Consider the following 17,364-nt stretch of genomic DNA (forward strand, 5'->3'; position numbering starts at 1 on the left):
CTTGTGAGCACCGCAGCCGCACCCCCGGGACGTCGCGCCGGGACGCCTGCGCGCCCGCCGTTCGCCTTCACGCTGCAGGCGCCCGCCGGCTGGCAGACGCTGCGCGGGGACTCGGCCTCGCTCGGCGACGACCTGCTCGCGCTCGTCGCGCGGACCCCGCTGTGGGCGGCGCTGGACGACCGCCGCCGCGGCGGCCTGGGGTACCTGCTGCACGGCGTCGCGCGGGCGAGCGCCGCCAGCGGTGCGCTCGCGACGTTCCTGCACCTGCCGACGGACGTCACCCCGGAGCAGCACGACGAGCCCGACGTCTCGACCATGAGCCTGACCTGGCTGCGCACCGCGCCGGTCCGGGCCGACCTCGACCTCGCGCGGCTCGTGCTGCGGGCGGGGGAGCCCGTCGCCACGGGCCTGGGTCCCGGGCTCCTGGCGACGCGCTCCGAGCAGACCGTCACCGGCGGCGAGCAGCACACCGTCCAGGTGGCCGCACCCGTGCCGGACTCGATCTGGCTGGCGGTGCTCACCGGCACCACCACGGGCGAGCCGCACGTGGCCGCGTTGGAGCAGGCCGTCCGCGCGCTGGCGACGAGCCTCACCGTCGACCGTCCCGCCGCGGGCGCACCTGGTCCGGATCCCGCACCGGATCCCGCCCCCGACCCCGCCCCGGACGGCGCGTCGTGACCGACCTCGTCACCACCGCGCGCCGGATCGCGACCGACGCCCACCGTGGCCAGAGCGACAAGGCCGGTGCGCCTTACATCGGGCACCCGGCGCGCGTGGCCGCGCACGCCGCAGCCGCCGGCGGTGACGAGCGCGTGGTCGCCGCCGCGTGGCTGCACGACGTGGTCGAGGACACCGACGTCACCCCCGACGACCTGCGCGCCGCCGGCATCCCGGACGACGTCGTCGCGGCGGTCGTCGCGGTGAGCAAGGTCGCCGGTGAGCCCCTGGAGGACTACATCGCACGCGTGCGGCGCGACCCGCTGGCCGTGGCCGTCAAGACGGCGGACCTGGCGGACAACACGGACCCCGCCCGGCTCGCGGCCCTGGACGACGCGACCCGGGCGCGACTGGTGGCGAAGTACGCGCGCGTCCGGCAGCTGCTCGCCGGCCCACCCGCCGGGGCAACCGCCGACGGGTGACGCGCAGGCCCTCCGACCAGCGATGTCGGTGCCTCGTGGCACCCTCGGGCACCCGCTGTCCCCGCCCCCGGAGGTCCCATGCCCCTCACCCCTGCCCAGACCGACCGCGCCATCGGCGCCCTGCTCGGCTCCGCCGCGGGCGACGCCCTGGGCGCCGGCTACGAGTTCGGTCCGCCGCTGCCCGACGACCAGCCTGTCCACATGGCCGGGGGCGGCAGCTTCGACTGGGAGCCGGGGGAGTGGACCGACGACACGTCCATGGCCGTGCCGATCGCGCAGGTGCTGGCCGACGGCGGCTCGCTCGCCGACGAGGCGTGCCTCGACCGGATCGTCGCCGCGTGGGCGGAGTGGGCGCTGACCGCCACGGACATCGGGGTGCAGACCAGCACCCTGCTCGACGCCCTGCCGGAGCCCACCGCCGCAGCGGCCCGTCGGCAGTCCGCTGAGCACTATGCCGCCAACCCCCGGCACGCGGGTGGCAACGGCACGCTCATGCGCACCGGCCCCGTGGCGCTCGGGTACCTCGGCGACGGTCGGGAGGAGGCGCTCGCGGCGGCCGCGCGCGCCGTCTCCGACCTCACGCACGGCGACCCCGACGCCGGGGACGCGTGCGTGCTGTGGTCGCTGGCGGTGCGGCACGCGGTGCGCGAGGGCGTCGTCGACCTGACGGCGCAGCTCACGTGGCTCCCGGCGGACCGGCGGGCACGGTGGGCGGCCGTCATCGCCGAGGCGGAGGAGTTGCAGCCGGCGGACTTCGCCAAGAACGGGTGGGTGGTGCAGGCGCTGCAGGGCGCCTGGTCGGCCCTGCACCACGGCGCGGACCTCGTCGACGTCCTGGAGCGCGCCGTGCGCGGGGGACGTGACACCGACACGGTCGCGGCGATCGCCGGTGCGCTCGCCGGTGCGGCGCACGGCGCCGCGGCTGTGCCCGCCGAGTGGCGGCAGAAGCTGCACGGATGGCCGGGCCTCGACGCCGACGACCTGGCCGACCTGGCCGTGCGCGCGGTGGGCGGTGGCCCGGGCGCAGCCTGAGGGAGCCGGGCCGTCAGCTGGTGACGACGGTCTGGATCTCCCCGACGGGCCGGTGATGTCAGCCCTTGCCGCTACCGTGGGCCCCGATCACGAAGCTCGGCCACAAGCCCTCCGGCAGGCCGACTGGCAACCGCGCAGAGCGCACGGTGCCCCCGGAGGAAGATCCGCCCGCGCCGCCGGCACGGGAAGACGCTCGACCTCCGGGAGAACCCGTGTCCGACCTCGCTCTCGATCCCCCCACCCACGTGGTGTGCGTGTCCACCTCACCGGGCCACGTCGTCCAGCCGGAGCTCGTCGCCCGCGCCGTCGCCGCCTCCGGGACGCCCTGGCGGCTCACGGTCGTGGGGCCGCACCGCATCGGCCTCGAGCACGCCTCCGGTGCCACCGCGACCTGGTGGCTGCACGACCACGCACCGTTCGTCGCCCACCTGCGCACCGACGACCCGACCGTGTGGGTGCACGACGACCTCGGGGTGGTGCGCGTGGGGGACCGGTACGTCGCCGTGGCGTCACGCGAGGAGCGGACACCGTGCCTGCGGACGCTGCAGCGACGTCCCGGGCGCACGGTGGCATGGCAGGTCGCCTCGCTGCAGCCCGAGGAGGGCGCCGACGACGGGCGGCCGATCCCGCCGCACACCGCGACGCTCTACCACCTGGACCCGCCGCTGCGGCACGGGCGCGGCCCCGACGCCGCGCCGGTCGACTGGGTGCTCGTGCTGGCCTACCAGTACCGGGGGCGGGGGGTCACGGCGATCCACCACGCCGACGCGACCGGACGGGTCCTGTCCGACGTGCTGCTGCCCGGCAGCACCATCGACGCCGCGGACGACGCCACGGCGCTGAGCGGCATCGGGTACGAGATCGCGCTGCCTCCGGGTCTCGAGGCCTGAGGTGATCGCCGGACGGCGCCGCGCCCCTGGCCCCGGGGCGGCGTCGTCCGGCGGTGCCGGGACGTCCCGGCCGACGATCACCCCGGGACGAGCTGCCCGAGCAGCGCCTCGAGCTCGACCCGTACCGTCGTGATCCGCGTCTGCTCCGCGAGGATCTCCTCATCCGTGGCCCGCAGCGCCTCCGTGCGGGCGGCGAGCTCCGCCTCGTCCCGGGCGAGCAGGGCGCGCGCATCGGCCAGCAGCTCGTCGGCCGGCGCCTGCGGCAGCGTGGTGCCGTCGCGCCACGTCCACGACAGCAGCGACCGCGCGCGCTGGGAGGCCGGCAGCGACGCGAGGCGCGCCTCCTCCTCCTCGATCGTCGCGCGGTACTGCGCGAGCTCGTCGGTGTCCGCGTCGAGCTCCATCGTGGCCCTGACCTGCTCCATCTGACGGCCCTCGAACGTCGCCAGTGCGGACTCGTACTCGGTGGTGAGCTGGTCCAGCTGCTGCTCGAACGCGGTGTGCACCCCCACCAACGACTCCCTGTCGGCGATGAACCGCCCGTACAGCCCCTCGAGCGCCGGGTCGAGCCCACCCGGCTGCCACACCTGCGTGCCGAGGTACGCGAACAGCTCGGTCGCGCGGTTGGCCGGTGTGCCGCCGACGGATCCGGCGAGCTGCTCGTGCAGGTCGTCGGCCGGGTCGATGCCGGCGACGACCGGCTCCAGCGCCGCCAGCGCCGTCGCCTGCTCATCCGCCGTGAGCTCGTTCCACGCGGCGTGCAGCAGCTCGTGCGCGGCGGTCTCGACGACGAACCCGCGCAGGCGGGGGTCCGCCGGCTCGTAGACGACGATGCGCCCACCGGTCTCCAGACCGCCGGCGGCCGTGTGGTAGCAGCCCACCGCGCCACCGCTCTGCCCGGCGGGGGCGTCGCCGCGGTCGCACCGCCCCGTGAACTCCGCCGCACCCAGCAGCTCCGGCTCCGACCGGTACAGCAGGTCGCGCCCCTCGTCGGTGAGGAACATCTCGGTGGCCAGCGCGGCGACCTCGGCGGTCGGCTCCGGCACCCGGCCCGCGACGATGCCGTCGAGGAACGGCGCGTCCACCTCCCGCAGGAAGCCCGGCAGGACGGCCGTGACGACCCACCACCCGCCGAGCGCGAGCGCGACGACCACCGCGAGCCGGCCCAACAGGCTCCGCCGCCGCGGCGGCGGGGGCAGACGGCCGTCGTCCGGGCGCCACGCAGGCGGTGCGACCGTGAACCCGGCCGTCTCGTCGACGACCCACTGCGGCACGCGGCCGGTCGGCGAGCGCGGCAGGTCGTCGGGGGGCACGGTCACAGGTTCACAGATCGGCAGACCGGACGAAGGGATTGAGGGCCGGAGCGGGGCATCCGGTCCACGGTGACCGCTGCCGGAGCCGTTCACCGTGCCGGTGAAGGGCTCTTCCGGTGCGGGCCGGTGGCCTGGCCAGGGTCCTCGCACGGCGGTCAGCAGTCGGGTGGGGTGGGTCGATCGGTGCACAGGTCACCCACCAGCCGGCTGGTCCGTTCCTCCACGGTGAAGGGGGTGGTGGTCGCGGTGGTCGTGGCCGTGCCGTCGACGTCCCGCCAGACGGCGCTGCCGTCGACCTGGTAGCGGCCCGTCCACTCGGCCGTGGACGTGATCGCGGTGGTGCCGGGGTGCTCGTACTCGTGGAACACGTCGTGCTGGGGGTGCGGTCGGCCGGGGGAGGTGGTGCGCAGCGTGTGCCCGTCCCCGAAGTCGTACGTCCAGGAGCGCGGCGTGGCTTCGACGGTGACGCCGTACCCCAGCAGCTCGGTGCGCAGCGTCACGGGCGCGGGGTCGGTGTAGACGATGGTCTCGATGTTCACCAGCACCCACCCACGGTCCGGCTGCAGGGTCAGCGGCGGTGCCGGCAGCGGAAGGCGACGGAAGTCCTCGGCGGTCAGGACGGGCAGGAGGTCGACACCGCATCCGCCGGCGTCGATGTCGGTCCACTCGCCCCAGGGGGAGGCGGCGGTGGCGCGCTCTCGTCGCCACATCGGCATGACGAGGGTGTCTCCCTCCTCGCACTGCACGGACGCGCGCGCGAGGTCGGCACCCGTGGCGCAGCTCCCGTCCTCCATGCCCATGACCCACATCCCGGCGGCCTCGCGGCAGAAGGGTGCCCGTTCGTACTCGAAGAGCCGTTGCTCAGGGGTGACCGACAGGTTTGCGCGCCCCAACTCCTCGGCGCGGGACGCGGAGATGTGAGCCGACTGCTCGGACAGGTGGCCACCGAAGGCGGGGTCTCCGTCCGCGCGGGCGGGTGTCGTGAGGAAGACCGTCACCGTCATCGTCGGCACGATTGCTGCGGTGACCATGAGGGTTCGCAGCCGCGGTAGGCGACGAATCATGTCGTTGGGCCGGAGGCAGGGCCTACTTCGTCGACGATCCATGACGCGTCCGTCCACGTCATCACGACGTCGATCTCGTGATCCTCCGGCGGGTGCACCTCCACGATGGACCCGTCGTCCTTCACGTCCTCTGACTCGCCGATGACGACGTGGAGGCGTGCTGAATACCACCGGCCGGCATCGACCTCGGTCCCGGCGGCCGAGCGCACGTGGACCTCGCCGATGTTGCGCAGTCCCGCCGTGCGGCGACTCTCCACGTCCTCCCGCACGCCCGCGCAGAACGTGCAGCCCGGGGCGGACATCGTGTCCCATTCACTCAGTTCCCCGGTGGCATTCGCGTAGGCGTACAGCGACATGAAGTAGCCGGCTGCCGCCGCGGCTCCTTCGGCGCTCGGCTCGGCCATCGCGGCAGGGCGCGTCGGCGGGGTCGCGGGGTCTGGCGTCGAGGGCGGAGCCGCAGACGACATGGGGGTCGGCGTGGTAGTCGGCGATCCCGTCGGGGCTGGGCTCGCCACCGGTGGCCGCGCGTCTGTACAGCCACCGATCAGCGCACCGAGCGCGACGGCGACGACAACCATCCGGGATGCTCGTCTCCCCACAACCATGCCGGGAACGTACCGGTTCGCCCGCCTCGGCGGGCTCCCGGCGACCGTCCTGTGGACGACGGCCCACGCCCGGCGCCGTACCCGTCCGGCCCACCCGCGCTCCTTCTCGCCAGGCGGACCTGCACGTCACGTGCCACGATCGGGGCCCACCGACGATGGGAGGCCGACGATGTCCGTTCCTGACGACACCACGACCGACACCCCGACCGACACCCCGATCCCGGACGGGGTCCCCGACCCCGTGGTCGCGACCGCCCCGCAGGCCGATTCCGCGGACGACCGGGTCGCCGACGGCAGCGGGCTGCCCGTGATCGAGGAGACCGTCCTGCCGAAGGACGGCTCCCGGAACCCGGGCCTGCCGGGTTACGCCTGAGGGTCGGGCACACGGCACGACGACGGCGTCCGCCCCTCCGGGTGGGCGCCGTCCCCGCGTCCGGTGCTACCGACCCGCGTCCGGTGCTACCGGCCCGCGCGCACCAGTCCCGTCTCGTACGCCACGACGACGGCCTGCACGCGGTCCCGCACGCCGAGCTTGGCGAGGATCCGGCCGACGTGCGTCTTCACGGTCGCCTCGGACAGGAACAGCCGCTCGGCGATCTCCGCGTTCGACAGCCCGTCGGAGACCTCCCGCAGCACCTCGACCTCGCGGGGGGTGAGGTCGGCGAGGCGCGGGTGAGGTGCGTCGGGGTCGGCTGCCGCGGCACCGGCGGGCAGGTGGCCGGCGAACAGCTCGAGCATCCGGCGGGTGATGCGGGCGGACACGACAGCCTCCCCCGACGCGACGGTCCGCACGGCGGTGGCGAGCTCGGCCGGTGCGGCGTCCTTCAGCAGGAACCCGCTGGCGCCGGCGCGCAGGGCGGCGAACGCGTACTCGTCCAGGTCGAACGTGGTGAGCACCAGCACGCGGGTGTCCGGGTGCGCGGCGACGATCCGCTCGGTGGCGGCGATGCCGTCGACCCCGGGCATGCGCACGTCCATCAGCACGACGTCGGGGCGCAGCGCGGTGACCTGCTCGATGGCCGACTGCCCGTCCTGGGCCTCACCGACGACCTCGAGGTCGTCGCTGCTGTCGATGAGCATGCGGAAGCCCATGCGGATGAGCGCCTGGTCGTCGACCAGCAGGACGCGGATCATGCCTCTCCTTCGGTGGGTGCTGCGGTGGTCGACACGTCACGGGACGTCCCGGGCAGCAGCGCGCGCACACGCCACCCGGGGCCGTGCGGCCCGGCCTCGAGGGTGCCACCGAACGCGGCGGCCCGACCCGTCATGCCGGCGACGCCACGGCCCGACCCGGGGGTCGGCGCCACCTCGGCGCCGGGTCCGCGGTCGGTGACGACGACCTCGGTCCCGTCCGGCACGCGGCGCACGGCGACGTCCACGGCGGCCGTCCCGGGTGCGTGCCGCAGGGTGTTGGTCAGCGACTCCTGGACGATCCGGTAGACCGCGAGCTGCACGGTCGCGTCCAGGTCCTCCAGGCCGGCGACGGCCAGCCCCGCGGTGCGCACCGGCAGCCCTGCGGTCCGGAACCGCTCGACCAGCCGCCCGAGGTCCTCGACGCCCGGCTGCGGAGCCATCGGCACGTCGCCCGTGGACCGGTCGGAGCCGACCTCGCCGCGGCCGCGGTCCGGGGCTGCGGCTTCCGTGGCGCCCGGCGTGCCGCCCGTCCCCGACGTCGCGCCGGCGCCCGGGTTGCCGCCGGCTCCCGGTGCCCCGGCGCCCGCCTCCTGCGGAGCGTGCAGCACCCCGAGGATCCGCCGTACGTCGTCCAGTGCGCCGCGCCCGGTGTCCACCAGCTCGTCGAGCGCGCGTCGTGCCTGGTCGGGGGACCGGTCGAGCGCGGCGGCGGCACCGCCGCCCAGCGCGATCATCACGGTGATGGAGTGCGCGATGACGTCGTGCATCTCACGTGCGACCCGGGCGCGTTCGTCCGCCTGCGTGACGCGGGCGCGGTGCTCCTCCTCCGCGGCGCGCGCTGCCGCGGCCTCCGCGAGCGCCGCCGCCCGCAGGCGGGCGGTGCGGACCAGCGTCCCGAACGCGATGCCGAACAGCGCGAGCACGACGACGGGCAGCGCGGTGATGACCCACGACGGGGGCAGCAGCTCGGCGAGGACGCCGGGCAGCCGGAACCGGGAGGCCTGCCCGGCCGCGTCGGGTTCGTCGCCCGCGGCGAGGGACCCGACGAGCGCCACGCGCGGTGCGAACCGTGCGACGAGCAGCACGGGCACCAGGACGGCGGCGGCCACGGTCCACGCGGTGCGCGGCGGCCGGGCGGCCGCGACGGTGAACAGCGCGGCCGCGATCGCGAGCTCGTACCCGTTGGTGGCGCCGGCGACCACCAGCGTCGTGACGGCCAGCGCCCCGACGGCCGCGGCGACCGGCAGGGGCGAGCGGTGCCGCGCGAGCAGCACACCCGCGCCGACGAGCGTCAGCAGCGCCGACGCGAACGCCATGGTGTCGGCCTGCTCCTGCCCGACGTGCCGGCTGACGAGGTACATCGACTCCGCGCCGACGGCCATCGTCACGCCCCACGCGACGAACGCCATGACCAGTGCGATCGTCGCGAGCGCACGCAGCCACGTGCGGGCGGGTGCTCCGGTGAGGGTCCGCAGGCGGGCGCGCGTGCGGCGCAGGAGGCGGGGTGACGATCCGTCGCGGTCCGCCGGGGTCGGCTCGTGCCCACCGCTCACCGAGCCCTGCGGGGCCGTGCCGCGCCCTTCCGGGTTCCCGGTCGGCCCGTGAGGGCCAGGCCCGGTGGCCTGACCCTCACGGTGCGTCGTCTCCGTCATCGGTGCATCTTCCCAGGTCACGGCTCAGGCGTCCCGACGGCGCAGCAGCACGGCGGCCGCGACCAGCGCGGCGGCGACCCAGCCGAGCAGCACCAGGTAGCCCTCCCACGGGCTGAGCGCGGTGACGCCCGAGCCGGTGACGATCGAGCCGATCGAGTCGGACGTGACCAGCCGCGCGCCGGCGGCGGTCGGCAGGTACGCCGCGAGCTGCTGCAGCGGCTCCCAGGGGATGTACGCGAACGCGGGCTCGACGACGAACACCAGGCCCAGGACGGCGGTGATGCCGGCGGCGGAGCTGCGGATCATGGCGCCGATCGCGTACGCCAGCGCCGTCATCGCGGCCAGGTACAGCGGCACACCGATCATGAGGCGCACGTGCTCGGCGTCGGTGAGGTCGACGTTCATGCCGATGACGTCGAACCAGGGGGCGGCGGCCGCCCAGCCGGCGAGCGTGCCGACGAACGCGGTGGCGAACGCCAGCCCGACCACGACGGTGAGCTTGGCCCACAGCGCCGGCAGCCGGGTCGGGGCGGCGGCGAGCGTGGAGCGGATCTGCCCGGTGCGGTACTCGCCGGTCACGGCGACCACGCCCAGGCCGCACAGGACGAGCAGCGCGAGGGAGACGCCGGACGTGACGTACGCCGGCCCGACGAAGAACCCGGGCGGGGCCTCGTCCGCGATGGTCGCGATGCTCGCGCTGCGCATGGCGGCGAGCAGCGGGAACAGCGCGAAGGCCAGGGCGAGGGCCCACCACGTCGAGCGCAGCGAGCGGATCTTGACCCACTCGGCGGCGACGAGCCGGGGGAAGGTGACGGGGTGCACGGGGGTGCGGCCCGGGGCGCGGCCGGCGGGGACCGGCGTGGCCGGGGCGGGCACGGCGTGGCGGGCGGAGGTGGTCATCGGTGGGCTCCAGCGGTGGGACGGGGCGTGGTGGGGGCGGCGGAGGAGCGGTACTCCACCTCGCCGCCGGTGAGCTGCAGGTAGGCCTCCTCGAGGGACACCTGGACGCTCGCGAGCTCGTGCAGCGGGATCCCGGCGGAGGCGGCGACCGCGGCGACGTGCGCGGTGGTGGCGCCCGCGACGTCGAGCACGTCGGGGCCGGTGGACGCGAGCTCGACGCCGGGCTCGCGGGACAGCAGCGCGGCCAGCGCGCGTACCTCGGGCGTGCGGACCCGCACGGTTGGCGGGCCGGCCAGCGCGATGACGTCCGCGACGGGTGCGTCGGCGACGACCCGCCCGCGGCCGATGACCACGAGGTGGTCGGCCGTCAGGGCCATCTCCGACATGAGGTGCGACGACAGGAAGACGGTGCGGCCCTCGGCGGCGAGCCCGCGCAGCAGCGTGCGCACCCACAGCACGCCCTCGGGGTCCAGGCCGTTCACCGGCTCGTCGAGGATCAGCGTCTGCGGGTCACCCAGCAGGGCCGCCGCGATGCCGAGGCGCTGCCCCATGCCGAGCGAGAACGTGCCGGCACGGCGGCGGGCGACGGACCCGAGCCCGGTGAGCTCGATGACCTCGTCGACGCGGCGCGCGCCGATGCCGTGGGTGGTGGCCTGCGCCAGCAGGTGGTCGCGGGCGGACCGCCCGCCGTGCACCGCCTTGGCCTCCAGCAGCACCCCCACCTCGCCGAGCGGTGCGCGGTGCTGGGCGTACGGACGGCCGTTGACCGTGACGCTGCCCGCGGTGGGGTGGTCGAGCCCCACGATCATGCGCATCGTCGTCGACTTGCCGGCGCCGTTGGGTCCCAGGAACCCCGTCACCTTGCCCGGCTGGACCGTGAAGGTCATGCCGTCGACGACGGTCTTGTCGCCGTACCTCTTCGTCAGACCGTGGGCCTCGATCATGCGTCCTCCTCGTTCGGGTGTGACTCGAACGTACGGACGCAGGTGCCGGCGCGGGACGCCCACGAGGACCATCTGCGCAGGTGGCGGGCATACGCCGGAAGGATGACGCCCGTCCCCCCGGGCGCCACGTGGGCGCGCCCTGGCCGGCCGGGTGACCACTGGTCAGGTGGGGGCGCCTGCGGCCGGTCGGAGTGCCCCCAGGTGACCTGTGGTCGGCGGGGAGGGTCGGCGGGCCCGTTGCGGGCGACAGCGGCGTGCCCGCGTGTCACGATCGTGTGCTCACCGACGAGAGGGAGGCCACCATGTCCGTCCCCGACGACGCCGTCACCCCGACGCCCGACGAGGTCCCCGACCCCGTGGAGGCGACCGCCCCGCGCGCCGACCCGCCCCCGGACGAGGACCTGACCGGGCAGCCCGACGAGGAGGGCACGATCCTGCCCGTCCCGGGCAACCGCGGCGGCAACGGCGTGGCGTAGCAGGCCCTGGCACGACGACGGCGGCGCCCCGCGTGGGGCGCCACCGTCGTGTCCGGGCCGTGTCCGCGGTCCTGTCCGCGGCCGCTCCCGGTGCCGTCAGGCGCGGCGCCGCAGCGCCGTCGCTGCCCCGACCAGCGACGCCGCCGCCCACGCGAGCAGCACGACGAGCGACCGGCCCGGCATCGTGAACGTGTCCTGCGCGAGCCCCGCGCGCACCAGCTGCGCCATCGGCTCGATCGGCAGCCACTCGTGCGCGGTCTGCAGCCAGGCCGGCATGCGCTCGGCGGGGTAGGACACGGGGGAGAACAGCAGGACGACGAACACCAGCGCCTGCGTGACGAGCATCGCGAGCTGCGGGGGCAGCAGCGTCGCCATGGCGTACCCGACGGCGGCGGCCGTCAGGGAGACCAGCACGGTGGCGGGCAGCAGCCACGGCGCGAGCGACAGGTCGACGTCGAAGCGCAGCACCCCGGCGACCACGCCCAGGGCCATGCCGGGCAGCGCGATGAGCGTCCACACCAGCAGGTCGGACAGCAGGAACGAGATGCGCGGGACGGGCAGGGTGCGCATCCAGTCGAGCGAGCCCTCCATGCGGGACTGCCCGACCATCTGCGGGACCATCACGAGGCCCACGGTGATGAGCGTGATGGTCGGCGCGCCGGTCGCCAGGAAGAGCGCGGTGACGGGGTCGGGGTCGCCGACGAGCAGCCCGTAACCGACGACGGTGGCCACGGCCATGAACACCTGCACGACGACCATCAGCGGCAGGAACTGCGACTGGCGGCGCAGCTGCCACTGCGCGAGCAGAAGGGTCTGGCGCACACCGTCCATGCGCGCCGGTGCGGCGGTGGTGGGGACGGGGGCGGTGAGCGTCGTCATGCTGCCGGGACCTCCTCGGTGGTGCCGGCGGGCTCGCCGACGAGCTGCACGTACACGTCCTCCAGGGACGCGGGCGTCAGGGCGTAGCGCTCGAGCCGCCCGGCCTCGACCTCGGCCTGCGCCCAGCGCACGACGTCGGCGGCGGCGTCGGACGGCACGGTGGCCGTCGCGCGCAGGTGACCGGCCGTGCGGTCGGCGGCTGCGGGGTGCCAGCGGACGTCGACGCCGGGCACCGTGTCGACCTCGAGGGTGAGGCTGCCGCGCCGGTGAGCGGTGAGGCCCGCGGGGGTGTCGGCCGCGAGGACGACGCCGCGGTCGAGCACCGCGAGGTGGTCCACGACGCGCTCGGCCTCGCGGACGTTGTGCGTGACCAGCAGGACGCCGTGCCCGGCGTCGGCCAGCCCGCGGATCTGCTCCCAGAGCAGGCGCCGGCGCACCGGGTCGACGTCGTTGGTGGGCTCGTCGAGCACCACGAGCCTGCCGGGCACGACCGTCGTCATGGCGAACGCGGTGAGCCGCGCGACGCCCCCGGACACCTTCTCGGCGGGGGTGTCGGCCCACGGGCGCAGGTCCAGGGCGTCGAGCAGGTCGTCCGCGCGGCGCCGCACGTCGGCCGGCGACGCGCCGCGGATGCGCCCGACGAGCTCGATGGCCCGCCGCGGGGTCAGCCCGCTGATGGGCACGTTGGCCTGCGCCTGGATGGACACCAGGCGCCGTGCCTGGTCCGGGTGCGCGACGGCGTCGGCGCCGGCCACGGTGATGGTGCCCGCGTCGGGGCGGACGATCCCCACGACCTGGTGCACGAGCGTCGTCTTGCCCGCGCCGTTGTGCCCGAGCAGCCCGACCACCTGGCCGGCGGCCACGTCGAGGTCGATCCCGTCATTCGCCTGCACGCCGCGTCGTCCGCGGTACCGCTTGCGCAGCCCTCGGACGGTCAGCACGTCCTCACCCATGGTCTCCCCGCCTCTCTGATACCGATCGGTATGTGCATGACGGTACGACGAAATACCCATTGGTATCAACCCCTCGGTATGAACCCGTCGTACGCTGGGTGCATGGCCGACGACCGCGACCGCCTCTCCGCCGCCAGCCGCGCCCTCGCCGACGCGGCCGCCCAGCTCACGCGTGCCCTCGGTGCCCAGGCCGAGCGCGTGGTCCCCGAGGTCTCGGACGCCGTGGCCCAGGGGCTGCGCGAGGCGGCCCGGGAGCTCGCGGACGTCACCGGCTCCCTCGCGGACGACGTGCGCACGAGCGACCAGCGGCGCCGCCGCAAGGTCGACCGCACCCGCGCGGACCTGCTGGACGCCGCCGCCCGCGTCTTCGCCGCCCGCGGGTTCGAGGGGGCGTCCGTCGACGACGTCGCCGCCGAGGCGGGGTACACCAAGGGCGCGGTGTACGCGCACTTCGGCTCCAAGCGCGAGCTGTTCCTCGCCGTCGCGCGCGCGCGGCTCGGCGAGGCGGGCGACCCGTCGCAGCACACGCTGCCCGGCGTCGGAGCCGACGGCGTCGACGTCGAGGCGCTCGCGGACGGGCTCGCACGCAGCTCCGACGACCCACGCCTGCTGCTGACCGTCGAGATCCTCGCCTACGCCCTGCGTCACCCCGAGGACGCCGACGAGCTGGCGGGCTCCTACGCCCGCGCCTTCGACGCGCTCGTCGAGCACGTCGCGGACCTGCGTCGCGCCCGCGACGCCCGGGACGGCCGGCCCTCGGACCCCGGCACCACGCAGGACGACCGGGACACGACCCTCGGCGTCGTGGCCCTGCTCAACGTCGCGCCGCTCGGCGCCCGGCTGCTCGGGCCGGAGCACATCACGCCCGCCGCCGGGGCGCGCGTGATCGCCCGCCTGCTGGGCTGACCCGACCCGGCCCCTGGACGCTGCGCCGCCCCGCCTGCCACGCTCGGGCGGATGACGGACACGGCAGGGGGCTGGTTCGAGCGGCGGTGGGCGGCGTGGCTGCGCGGCCACTACCGCGGCGGTCGGGGTGACGCGTTCGCCCGCTACTCGTCACGGGCCTACGCGGCCCTCGGCCGCACCGGGCTGACGCCCCGGCGGTGGGTCACCCTCGAGGTGCCCGGCCGACGCACCGGGCGGACCACCCGGTTCCCCCTGGCGATGGCCGACGTCGACGGGCGCTGGTACCTCGTGTCGATGCTGGGGGAGTGCGCCTGGGTGTGGAACGTCCGCGCCGCCGACGGGCACGCCGTGCTGCACCACGGGCGACGCCGGGCCGTGCGGCTCGTCGAGGTCCCCGTCGAGGAGCGGGCCGCCGTCATCCGCCGGTTCGTCCAGGTGGCACCCGGCGGGCGCCCGCACGTGCGCGTCGACCGCCGCGAGCCGGTCGCCGCCTTCGACGCCGTCGCGGCCGACCACCCCGTCTTCCGCGTCGAGCCGGCCGCCGCGGGGTAGACGCGCGTCACCACCCGACCGGAGCCAGAGGGTGCGCCACGACACGGGTCCGAGGGCACTGGCGTCCGCCCGCGTCCTGGGTGACGATGCGCAGCGGTGCCGACGACGTCGCCGCGCGGCCGACCGACCGCGCCCGACCGCCCGCGCCCGACAGACCGCGGGCGGGCAGACCAGGAGGCACCGTGACCGGACAGGACGTCCCCTTCGACACGCCCGAGGCCGACGGCGTGCCCGCCGGACCGCCGGCGCGCGCGGCGCACCCGGCCGAGCGTGCAGGCGCCCCGTCGACGGTGCCCGTCGGTGCGGGGTCCGCCGGCGACCCGGCGACGCGCCTCGACGGGCTGCCCGTCACCCGCCGGCACGTGCGGCTGCTGCTCGGGTCCGGCGTCGGGTGGACGTTCGACGCGATGGACGTCGGCCTCATCTCGTTCGTCATCGCCCAGCTCGCGGTGGTGTGGGGCACCGACGCGACCGCGCTCGGGTGGATCGCGTCCGCCGGGTTCGTCGGGATGGCGGTGGGCGCCGCCCTGGGCGGGCTGCTGGCCGACCGCATCGGACGCCGGCAGGTCTTCGCGCTGACGCTGCTGGTCTACGGGCTGGCCACGGGCGCGTCCGCGCTCGCGGGCGGCGTCGCGGTGCTGATGGCGCTGCGGTTCGTGGTCGGGCTCGGGCTGGGCGCGGAGCTGCCCGTCGCGTCCACGCTGGTCAGCGAGTTCGCGCCGCCGCGCATCCGCGGGCGGGCCGTCGTCGTCCTGGAGTCGTTCTGGGCGGTGGGCTGGATGCTCGCGGCCGTCGTCGGGTACCTCGTGGTGCCCCTGGGTGACGACGGGTGGCGGTGGGCGCTCGCGCTCGGCGCGCTGCCCGCGGTGTACGCCGTGGTGGTGCGTCGCGGTCTGCCGGAGTCCGTGCGGTTCCTGCTGGCGCGCGGCCGGCACGAGGAGGCCGACCGCGTGGTCGCCGACCTGGAGGCGTCACCCGCCGTCGGCCACCGCGGGCTGACGGGCGCCCAGGTGCGCGACCGGGCCGCGACCGACGGTGCGGCGCCCGCCGGGACCGTCGCCGCCGGGTCGCCCGCCGGGTCCACCGCTGCCGGGACCGTCGCGGCCGGGCCGCCCGTCGCCGCCCCCGCCGACGGGCCCGCCGCACCTGCCGACGGGCCCGCAGCACCCGAGGGACCGCCCCGGCTCGCGGCGCTGTGGGCGCCGGGGCTGCGACGCCGCACGACGGCGCTGTGGGTGGTGTGGTTCGCCGTGAACTTCTCCTACTACGGCGCGTTCATCTGGCTGCCGTCCCTGCTGGCGGCCGACGGGCACACCCTGGTGCGGTCGTTCGAGTACACGCTGATCATCACGCTGGGCCAGCTGCCCGGGTACGCGGCCGCCGCGGTGCTGGTCGAGACGTGGGGCCGGCGCCGGACCCTGGCGGCGTTCCTGGCCGGGTCCGCCGTCGCCGCGGGCCTGTTCGCGGTCGCGTCGGGTGACGTGCAGATCGTCGGCGCGGGGCTGCTGCTCTCGTTCTTCAACCTCGGCGCGTGGGGCGCGCTGTACGCCGTCACGCCCGAGCTGTACCCGACCCGCGTGCGCAGCACCGGCGCCGGCTGGGCCGCGGGCATCGGACGCACCGCGTCCGTGCTCGCACCGCTGGCCGTCCCGCAGCTGCGGGAGCTGGGCGGCACCGGGCTGCTGTTCGCCGTCTTCGCGGCCGTGTTCGTCGTCGCGGCCCTCGGGGCGCTCGCGCTGCCGGAGCGCACCGGCGAGAGCCTGACGTAGCGGCTGCCGCGCCCGGGGCGTCGGCACGCCGTCGCCGGCGCCCCTCCGCCGGCGCCCCGGGTGGCTGGGGCACCGCTCAGGGGCGGCGCTTCTGCTTGTCCAGCTGGTCCTTGGCCGCGTCGACGACCTTGTCGACCTTCGCGTCCGTGCCGTCGCCCGTGCGCGACTTCAGCGCGTCGGCCGCCTTGTCGAGCGCCTGCTTGGCCTGCTCCTCGCGGCCCGACACCGCTCCGCGCGCCTTGTTCACCAGGTCGTCGATGCCCATGAGGGTCTCCGTCCGTGCGTCCCGGCGCCGACAGGTCGGCACCCTGCCTCCAGTGTGCGTCCGCGCGCGGCGGTCGGCCGCTCGAGCGGGCGGCGGCCGCCCGTCCGGCGCGCCCGCCGCAGCGCAGGCTCCGGCGGGTCAGTCGCCGCGCTCGACCCCGTCGACCGTCCCGGCGGGAGCCACGTCGTCGCCCCCGCTCGTCATACGGTCGACGTCGGTGCCGTCGGACTGCTCGACCCGGGTCGCGTCACCCGTCGCCTCCTCGTCCCACTCGATGTCGTCCGGGTAGTCCGTCGGGCGTGCGGCGGGCGCCGCCCCGTCACCGGCCGGGTCGTCCAGGTCGAGGACGGCGGTGTCGGCGGTGCCGTCAGCGCGCGCCGCGGCACCCGAGGGGTCCTCGGCCGTGGCCTCGTCCGTGAAACGCTCGTCGTCGACCACGGTCTCGTCGGCCACGGTCTCGTCGGCCACGGCCTCGTCGGCCACGGCCTCGTCGCTGGTCGTCGCGTCGGCAATCACGTCGTCGGCCACGGTCACGTCGTCGGCCACGCTCACGTCGTCCGCTGCCGTCACGTCGCCGCCCTCGGACCCGCCGTCCGGGGCGCCACCCGCCGGCTCCGCGATCTCCTCGCTCAGCTCCTCGGTGCGGGCCTCGACCTCGGCACGCTGCTGCGCGATCGCCTCGCGGATGCGGTCGGCCTGCGTGGCCAGCTCGGTGCGCACGTGCTCGACGCTCGCGTCGATGGTGGCCCGCGCCTCCGCGTCGATCCGCTCGAACTCCTGCGCGAGCGCCTGCTCCTCGGTGCGCAGCGCCGTGCGCACCCGCTCGAACTCCTCGTCCACGCCCATGACTGCCTCCGGCTCGTCGGTCCTCACGTGCGGCGCCGCCGCACC

General features: G+C 75.9%; 20 protein-coding genes and 1 riboswitch. Of the genes, 9 read left to right on the top strand and 11 right to left on the bottom strand.

The window, feature by feature from the left end:
- Positions 1-3: 3 nt before the first annotated feature.
- The 4 genes from J1G43_RS19540 (at position 4) to J1G43_RS03145 (ending at position 3,061) form a co-directional block, all read left to right on the top strand.
- Entirely contained in the window at positions 4-678 is a 675-nt protein-coding gene (locus tag J1G43_RS19540) for a hypothetical protein (protein WP_207377943.1), read from the top strand.
- Positions 675-1,139, top strand: coding sequence for an HD domain-containing protein (locus tag J1G43_RS03135; protein WP_207377944.1), 465 nt, complete (start codon positions 675-677; stop codon positions 1,137-1,139). Before J1G43_RS19540 ends, J1G43_RS03135 begins: the two co-directional genes overlap by 4 nt.
- 78 nt (positions 1,140-1,217) lie before the next feature.
- Complete coding sequence (locus J1G43_RS03140) at positions 1,218-2,171, top strand: ADP-ribosylglycohydrolase family protein (RefSeq protein WP_207377945.1); 954 nt, start codon at positions 1,218-1,220, stop codon at positions 2,169-2,171.
- 85 nt (positions 2,172-2,256) lie between these two features.
- Positions 2,257-2,369, top strand: a riboswitch (SAM riboswitch).
- 14 nt (positions 2,370-2,383) lie between these two features.
- Positions 2,384-3,061, top strand: coding sequence for a hypothetical protein (locus J1G43_RS03145; RefSeq protein WP_207369909.1), 678 nt, complete (start codon positions 2,384-2,386; stop codon positions 3,059-3,061).
- 77 nt (positions 3,062-3,138) lie between these two features.
- Here J1G43_RS03145 and J1G43_RS03150 read toward each other — a convergent pair whose 3' ends face one another.
- From J1G43_RS03150 to J1G43_RS03160, 3 genes are all read right to left on the bottom strand, one after another.
- Positions 3,139-4,374 (bottom strand): hypothetical protein, encoded by a 1,236-nt coding sequence (locus J1G43_RS03150; RefSeq protein WP_207377946.1) that lies wholly within the window; start codon positions 4,372-4,374, stop codon positions 3,139-3,141.
- A 155-nt stretch (positions 4,375-4,529) separates the two neighbouring features.
- On the bottom strand, positions 4,530-5,405 hold the full coding sequence (locus J1G43_RS03155; protein WP_242635191.1) for a hypothetical protein: 876 nt from the start codon (positions 5,403-5,405) through the stop codon (positions 4,530-4,532).
- Positions 5,406-5,434: 29 nt separating this feature from the next.
- The gene (locus J1G43_RS03160) at positions 5,435-6,043 is read right to left on the bottom strand and encodes a DUF6318 family protein (protein ID WP_307859457.1); all 609 of its coding nucleotides are present in this window, start codon (positions 6,041-6,043) and stop codon (positions 5,435-5,437) included.
- Positions 6,044-6,212: 169 nt separating this feature from the next.
- On the opposite strand from J1G43_RS03160, the gene J1G43_RS03165 reads away from it, so the two are divergent.
- The gene (locus tag J1G43_RS03165; RefSeq protein ID WP_207377948.1) at positions 6,213-6,416 is read left to right on the top strand and encodes a hypothetical protein; all 204 of its coding nucleotides are present in this window, start codon (positions 6,213-6,215) and stop codon (positions 6,414-6,416) included.
- Between the two features lie 86 nt (positions 6,417-6,502).
- Here the strand turns inward: J1G43_RS03165 and J1G43_RS03170 are convergent, their stop codons facing one another.
- The 4 genes from J1G43_RS03170 to J1G43_RS03185 are packed head-to-tail and all read right to left on the bottom strand — an operon-like array spanning position 6,503 to position 10,673.
- The gene (locus J1G43_RS03170; protein WP_207369914.1) at positions 6,503-7,177 is read right to left on the bottom strand and encodes a response regulator transcription factor; all 675 of its coding nucleotides are present in this window, start codon (positions 7,175-7,177) and stop codon (positions 6,503-6,505) included.
- Positions 7,174-8,829 carry a sensor histidine kinase gene (locus J1G43_RS03175; RefSeq protein WP_207369915.1) on the bottom strand — a complete coding sequence of 552 codons (1,656 nt, stop codon included), beginning with the start codon at positions 8,827-8,829 and terminating at the stop codon, positions 7,174-7,176. Before J1G43_RS03175 ends, J1G43_RS03170 begins: the two co-directional genes overlap by 4 nt.
- Before the next feature lie 24 nt (positions 8,830-8,853).
- Positions 8,854-9,729, bottom strand: a complete 876-nt coding sequence (locus J1G43_RS03180) for an ABC transporter permease (protein WP_207377949.1) — start codon at positions 9,727-9,729, stop codon at positions 8,854-8,856.
- Positions 9,726-10,673 (bottom strand): ABC transporter ATP-binding protein, encoded by a 948-nt coding sequence (locus tag J1G43_RS03185; protein WP_207377950.1) that lies wholly within the window; start codon positions 10,671-10,673, stop codon positions 9,726-9,728. The genes J1G43_RS03180 and J1G43_RS03185 overlap by 4 nt, the downstream gene beginning before the upstream one ends.
- A gap of 302 nt (positions 10,674-10,975) precedes the next feature.
- Here J1G43_RS03185 and J1G43_RS03190 point away from each other — a divergent pair, with 302 nt between their 5' ends.
- The gene (locus tag J1G43_RS03190; RefSeq protein WP_207339620.1) at positions 10,976-11,149 is read left to right on the top strand and encodes a hypothetical protein; all 174 of its coding nucleotides are present in this window, start codon (positions 10,976-10,978) and stop codon (positions 11,147-11,149) included.
- A gap of 96 nt (positions 11,150-11,245) precedes the next feature.
- On the opposite strand, the gene J1G43_RS03195 is transcribed toward J1G43_RS03190, so the two are convergent.
- Both J1G43_RS03195 and J1G43_RS03200 read right to left on the bottom strand, forming a co-directional pair.
- Positions 11,246-12,028: an ABC transporter permease gene (locus tag J1G43_RS03195; protein ID WP_207377951.1), complete on the bottom strand. Its 783-nt coding sequence runs from the start codon at positions 12,026-12,028 to the stop codon at positions 11,246-11,248.
- Positions 12,025-12,981 carry an ABC transporter ATP-binding protein gene (locus J1G43_RS03200; protein ID WP_207369919.1) on the bottom strand — a complete coding sequence of 319 codons (957 nt, stop codon included), beginning with the start codon at positions 12,979-12,981 and terminating at the stop codon, positions 12,025-12,027. Before J1G43_RS03200 ends, J1G43_RS03195 begins: the two co-directional genes overlap by 4 nt.
- 102 nt (positions 12,982-13,083) lie before the next feature.
- Here J1G43_RS03200 and J1G43_RS03205 point away from each other — a divergent pair, with 102 nt between their 5' ends.
- The 3 genes from J1G43_RS03205 to J1G43_RS03215 all read left to right on the top strand — a co-directional run bounded on the left by J1G43_RS03205 (position 13,084) and on the right by J1G43_RS03215 (position 16,208).
- Entirely contained in the window at positions 13,084-13,887 is an 804-nt protein-coding gene (locus J1G43_RS03205; protein WP_207377952.1) for a TetR/AcrR family transcriptional regulator, read from the top strand.
- Between the two features lie 51 nt (positions 13,888-13,938).
- The gene (locus J1G43_RS03210; protein ID WP_207377953.1) at positions 13,939-14,439 is read left to right on the top strand and encodes a nitroreductase/quinone reductase family protein; all 501 of its coding nucleotides are present in this window, start codon (positions 13,939-13,941) and stop codon (positions 14,437-14,439) included.
- 290 nt (positions 14,440-14,729) lie between these two features.
- Positions 14,730-16,208 (top strand): MFS transporter, encoded by a 1,479-nt coding sequence (locus tag J1G43_RS03215; protein WP_307859511.1) that lies wholly within the window; start codon positions 14,730-14,732, stop codon positions 16,206-16,208.
- A gap of 76 nt (positions 16,209-16,284) precedes the next feature.
- On the opposite strand, the gene J1G43_RS03220 is transcribed toward J1G43_RS03215, so the two are convergent.
- Positions 16,285-16,473: an antitoxin gene (locus tag J1G43_RS03220; protein WP_207339615.1), complete on the bottom strand. Its 189-nt coding sequence runs from the start codon at positions 16,471-16,473 to the stop codon at positions 16,285-16,287.
- Positions 16,474-16,611: 138 nt separating this feature from the next.
- Positions 16,612-17,319, bottom strand: a complete 708-nt coding sequence (locus J1G43_RS03225; RefSeq protein ID WP_207369922.1) for a hypothetical protein — start codon at positions 17,317-17,319, stop codon at positions 16,612-16,614.
- Between the last annotated feature and the right edge of the window lie 45 nt (positions 17,320-17,364).

The sequence above is a fragment of the Cellulomonas sp. zg-ZUI22 genome, assembly GCF_017353535.1.
Taxonomy (GTDB): domain Bacteria; phylum Actinomycetota; class Actinomycetes; order Actinomycetales; family Cellulomonadaceae; genus Cellulomonas; species Cellulomonas wangleii.